Raw genomic sequence first — 4,134 nt, forward strand, 5'->3', positions numbered from 1 at the left:
GCCCGTTCGGTCTGGATCCGCTGTTGCGACACCCAGCCCTGTTCGGCCAGCTTGCCGTAGCGATCGACCTGCTGGGCGGCCAGATCCGCCTGGGCGCGGGCCTGGGCCACGCCGGCGGCGCGCGAGGCGATGACCGCCTGTTCCTGGGCGGCGCGGGCGTCGACATTGCCGACGGCGGCGATCACAGCGGCGAGGTTGGCCTCGGCCTGGGCCAGGTCGGCGCGGGCGTCGGCGTCGTCCAGCCGGATCAGGATCTGGCCCGGCGCCACCCGCTGGTTGTCGGCCACCAACACCTCGACGACATAGCCGTCGATCTGGGGACTGACTCCGGTGGTGTCGGCGGCGACGAAGGCGTTGTCGGTGGCCTCCCAGCGCTGCTTGCCCTGCCACCAGACCACGCCGCCGATGACCAGGGCCAGGGCCGCGACCGCGGCGACGATCAGGGGCAGGCGTTTCTTGTGGGCGGGAGACAGGGTCATGGCGGACTCGAAAGGGCGTCGGGGAGGACGGCGCATAAATGGACAACGCTGTCCAGAAATCAACCGGTCATGGGGCGCCGCTTCTACACATCCTGTTTCGGAACCTGCTTGACCGCGGCTCCGGCGCGGTCTCGACTACGGCCAAGCTGAGAGGAGACCTCCCATGAAGCGCTTCGCCGCCCGGTACGCCCAGCCCGCCAGTCTTCTGATTTTGAGCTGCACCATCCTGTTCGACCTGCCCCTGGCCGCCGGTCTGGCCGGCATGCTGATCGGGGCCGGCGCCCTGTTCATTCCGGCGGCGTGGGAGACCTGAGTCCTTCCCGGTTCCGGTCCGCGTCTGCTACCCGACCCGGATGAAGCCGCCCAAGGCCCGTTCCAGACCAGCGCCCCGACCCGCGTCTAAAGCCGCGCCGAAGCGCCCCGCCGTCATGACCGGAGCCATGGTCCCCGTGCTCGGCTGGCCGCCGGACGAGGACCGGGTCGAGGCGATCTTCGACCGGCTGTCGCGCATCATGCCGGACCCGAAGACCGAGCTGAACTTCACCAGCCCCTATACGCTGGTGGTCGCCGTCGCTCTCTCGGCCCAGGCCACCGACGTCTCGGTCAACAAGGCCACGGACAGACTGTTCGCCGTCGCCGACACCCCGGCGAAGATGCTGGCGCTGGGGGAAGAAGGTCTGGTCCCCTACATCGCCTCCATCGGCCTGTACCGGAACAAGGCGAAGAACGTCATCGCCCTGAGCCGCATCCTGCTGGAGCGGCACGGCGGCGAGGTCCCGCTGAACCGCGCCGATCTCCAGGCCCTGCCCGGCGTGGGCCGCAAGACCGCCAGCGTGGTCCTGAACGAACTGGGCGTCGAGGCCGCCATCGCCGTCGACACCCACGTCTTCCGCGTTTCGCACCGGCTCGGCCTCGCCAACGCCGCCACCCCCGACAAGGTCGAGGCCCAGCTGTTCCGCGTCGTCCCCGAGGCATGGCTGCCCAAGGCTCACCACTGGCTGATCCTGCACGGCCGCTACACCTGCACGGCGCGCAAGCCGAAATGCTCGGCGTGCGTGATCAGCGACCTGTGCCCGTCACGGGCGGGGCTGGCGGCGCTGGGAGAGGCGGGGTGAAGGGAGTGGTTAGTGGTTAGTGGCTGGCCGCCGCCTGAGCGGAGGCGCCGGCCGCGCCGCCCTTCGGCTGACAGGGAAGCCGGAACCACTAACCACTGGCCACTGGCCACTCACAGCCTCGCCCTCACCGCCTCCGCGAACCTTCTCCCGCCCTCCGGCGCCGAGGCCAGATAGAAGTCCGGTTCGATCAGTTCAGCCTCCATCAGCAGCCAGTCGCTGTCGGCGTCGCGGGCCATGTCGATGCGGGCGTAGAGCAGGTCCTCGCCGATGGCCGCCAGCGTCCGTTCCGCCAACGCCAGCGCCTCCGCCGGCGGCTCGGGCAGGGCGACATAGCCGCCGCCGTACTGGACCTGGACCCGGAACTCGCCGGGGACCGGCCGCTTCTCGACGACGTGGCTCAGCCGGCCGCCGAAGAACAGCAGCGACGTCTCGCCCTCGCTCTCGATGCTGGGCAGATAGGGCTGTATCATCGCCGGCCCCTCAGGCGCGCCCTCCATCCGCTCGCCCCGCGACAGGCGCAGCGTCCTCCAGGCCTCGCCCGAGACGCGCGGCTTGACCACGATCCGGTCGGTCCCGAACCGGTCGAAGGCGGCGTCCGCATCAGCCTGCGTCGGGCCGTCGACCCAGACGGTGTCGGGGATGGCCACGCCCTGTTCGGCCAGCCGGCCGAGGTAGCTCTTGTCCGAATTCCAGGCCAGCACCGACGGCGGGTTCAGCATTGGCGCCCCCGCCGCCGTCCAGGTCGCGCAGGCCTGCATCCAGCGGCGGTGATCGCGGTGATAGCCCCAGGCGATCAGCGGCAGGACCAGCGGAAACCGCGTCAGTCCCGAGGCGTCCTCGATGTGATCCGTCCACGGTGTCGGAACCGCCGTCAGCCCGCCCGTCGCCAGCGCCTCGCCCAGCCGCTCCAGCACCCCGGGCCACTGGCCGGCGTAGGAGGGGTCGGCGGCGTCGGGGGTCAGGACAGCGATCTCGGTCATCAGCGGCTCATAGCGAAACGGCGGCAATCGCATAAGGCTTTCCTTATGCTTTTCGGGTGACGGCGGGACGGTCGTCGGCTATGGGCCGCCCATGACCCAGAACCCCCCTTCCTACGACGTCTGCGCCGTCGGCAACGCCATCGTCGATGTCCTCGCCCCCTGCGACCCCGCCTTCCTGACCGACCAGGGCCTGACCGCCGGCTCGATGCAGCTGGTCGATGCGCAGCAGAGCGCCGCCCTCTACGCCGCCATGGCCGCGGGCGTGGAGGCCTCGGGCGGGTCTGCGGGCAACACCGTCGCCGGCGTCGGCTCCTTCGGCGGCCGCGCGGCCTATATCGGCAAGGTGGCGGACGACATGCTGGGCGGCGTCTTCACCCACGACATCCACGCCGTCGGCGTCCATTTCGAAACCCCGCCGCTGCGGGACGGCGCCGTCTCCGGCCTCGCCACCGGCGTCTGCATGATCAATGTCACGCCGGACGGCCAGCGCACCATGTGCACCTTCCTCGGCGCCGCCAACCAGCTCTCGGCGGCCGACATCGACGCCGACCTGATCGCCGCCTCGGCCATCGTCTATCTGGAAGGCTACCTGTTCGACCCGGCCCCGGCCCGCGCCGCCTTCGAGGCCGGCGCGGCCGCGGCCCACGCCGCCGGGCGCAAGGTCGCCATCACCCTGTCCGACACCTTCGTCGTCGCCCGCTGGCGCGCCGAACTGCTGGCCTTCATCGAGGCCTCGGCCGACATCGTCCTGGCGAATGAGGGCGAACTTCACGCCCTGTTCGGGACCGAGGATTTCGATCACGCCGCCGCCCACCTCGGCCGGATCGTCGACGTGGCCGCCGTCACCCGCGGCGCCGCCGGCTCGGTGGTGTTCGGCAAGGGCGGGGCCGAGCGGGTCGAGGTCGCCGCCTGCCCGGTCGACAAGGTGGTCGACACCACCGGCGCCGGCGACCAGTACGCCGCCGGCTTCCTGCTCGGCCTCGCCCGCGGCCTGTCGCTGGAGGACTCCGGCAAGCTCGGCTCCCTGGCGGCGGCCGAGGTCATCGCCCACTGGGGCCCGCGGCCGATGACGTCGCTGGAGAAGCTGGCGAAGGACGCGGGGCTGAGACTGAGCTGAGTGGCTAGTGGCTAGTGGTTAGTGAATAGTGATGGCGGGATCGGCTGCGGGGGGCGGCTCTCGCCGGCGGTGTTCGCCCCTGCCGGCCAACCACTAACCACCAACCACCCCTCACCCCCGCCGGATCGTGACATACAGCGCCCCGTCGCCGCCGTGATGCCGGGCGGCTGAGGCGAATCCCGACACCACCCCCCGCAACGCCGGGCTCTGCAGCCATTCGTGGACCGAGGCCCGGATCACCCCCGTGCCGCCGCGCCGTCCCTGGCCGGTGATCACGAGAACCGAACGGTAGCCGCGCGCCTGCGCCCCCAGCAGGAAGGAGGTCAGCGCGTCCTGGGCCTGGAAGCGGCCGAAGCCGTGCAGGTCGAACCGCGCCTCGATCGGATCGCGCTCGCGCGACAGCCGCCGCTGGCGGCGCGGCTCCAGCTCTTCCGGATGACCGC

The 4,134-nt window shown here is 71.1% G+C and carries 6 protein-coding genes; 3 read left to right on the forward strand and 3 right to left on the reverse strand.

Translation table 11 applies throughout. The features are described from left to right. On the reverse strand, nucleotides 1-479 hold a 479-nt coding region (locus QQJ79_RS14995; RefSeq protein WP_284223730.1), incomplete at its 3' end, for an HlyD family secretion protein. 163 nt (nucleotides 480-642) lie between these two features. Between QQJ79_RS14995 and QQJ79_RS15000 the strand changes: the two genes are divergently transcribed. After that, the gene (locus QQJ79_RS15000; protein WP_284223731.1) at nucleotides 643-792 is read left to right on the forward strand and encodes a hypothetical protein; all 150 of its coding nucleotides are present in this window, start codon (nucleotides 643-645) and stop codon (nucleotides 790-792) included. Between the two features lie 40 nt (nucleotides 793-832). Further along, nucleotides 833-1,594 (forward strand): endonuclease III, encoded by a 762-nt coding sequence (gene nth / locus QQJ79_RS15005; protein WP_431307608.1) that lies wholly within the window; start codon nucleotides 833-835, stop codon nucleotides 1,592-1,594. 110 nt (nucleotides 1,595-1,704) lie between these two features. On the opposite strand, the gene QQJ79_RS15010 is transcribed toward nth, so the two are convergent. Further along, nucleotides 1,705-2,574 carry an ATP-grasp domain-containing protein gene (locus tag QQJ79_RS15010; protein WP_284223734.1) on the reverse strand — a complete coding sequence of 290 codons (870 nt, stop codon included), beginning with the start codon at nucleotides 2,572-2,574 and terminating at the stop codon, nucleotides 1,705-1,707. Between the two features lie 91 nt (nucleotides 2,575-2,665). On the opposite strand from QQJ79_RS15010, the gene QQJ79_RS15015 reads away from it, so the two are divergent. Continuing rightward, complete coding sequence (locus QQJ79_RS15015) at nucleotides 2,666-3,691, forward strand: adenosine kinase (protein WP_284223735.1); 1,026 nt, start codon at nucleotides 2,666-2,668, stop codon at nucleotides 3,689-3,691. 111 nt (nucleotides 3,692-3,802) lie between these two features. On the opposite strand, the gene QQJ79_RS15020 is transcribed toward QQJ79_RS15015, so the two are convergent. Then, the coding region (locus QQJ79_RS15020) for a Smr/MutS family protein (RefSeq protein WP_284223736.1) at nucleotides 3,803-4,134 on the reverse strand (332 nt) is incomplete at its 5' end.

Origin of the sequence: Brevundimonas denitrificans (genome assembly GCF_030160755.1) — a bacterium.
GTDB lineage: Bacteria > Pseudomonadota > Alphaproteobacteria > Caulobacterales > Caulobacteraceae > Brevundimonas > Brevundimonas denitrificans.

Bases quoted from the DNA above. Each gene is read 5' to 3' on its own strand.
- QQJ79_RS15000 (WP_284223731.1), top strand. From the start codon at position 643: ATGAAGCGCTTCGCCGCCCGGTACGCCCAGCCCGCCAGTCTTCTGATT.
- nth (WP_431307608.1), top strand. From the start codon at position 833: ATGAAGCCGCCCAAGGCCCGTTCCAGACCAGCGCCCCGACCCGCGTCT.
- QQJ79_RS15010 (WP_284223734.1), bottom strand. From the start codon at position 2,574: ATGACCGAGATCGCTGTCCTGACCCCCGACGCCGCCGACCCCTCCTAC.
- QQJ79_RS15015 (WP_284223735.1), top strand. From the start codon at position 2,666: ATGACCCAGAACCCCCCTTCCTACGACGTCTGCGCCGTCGGCAACGCC.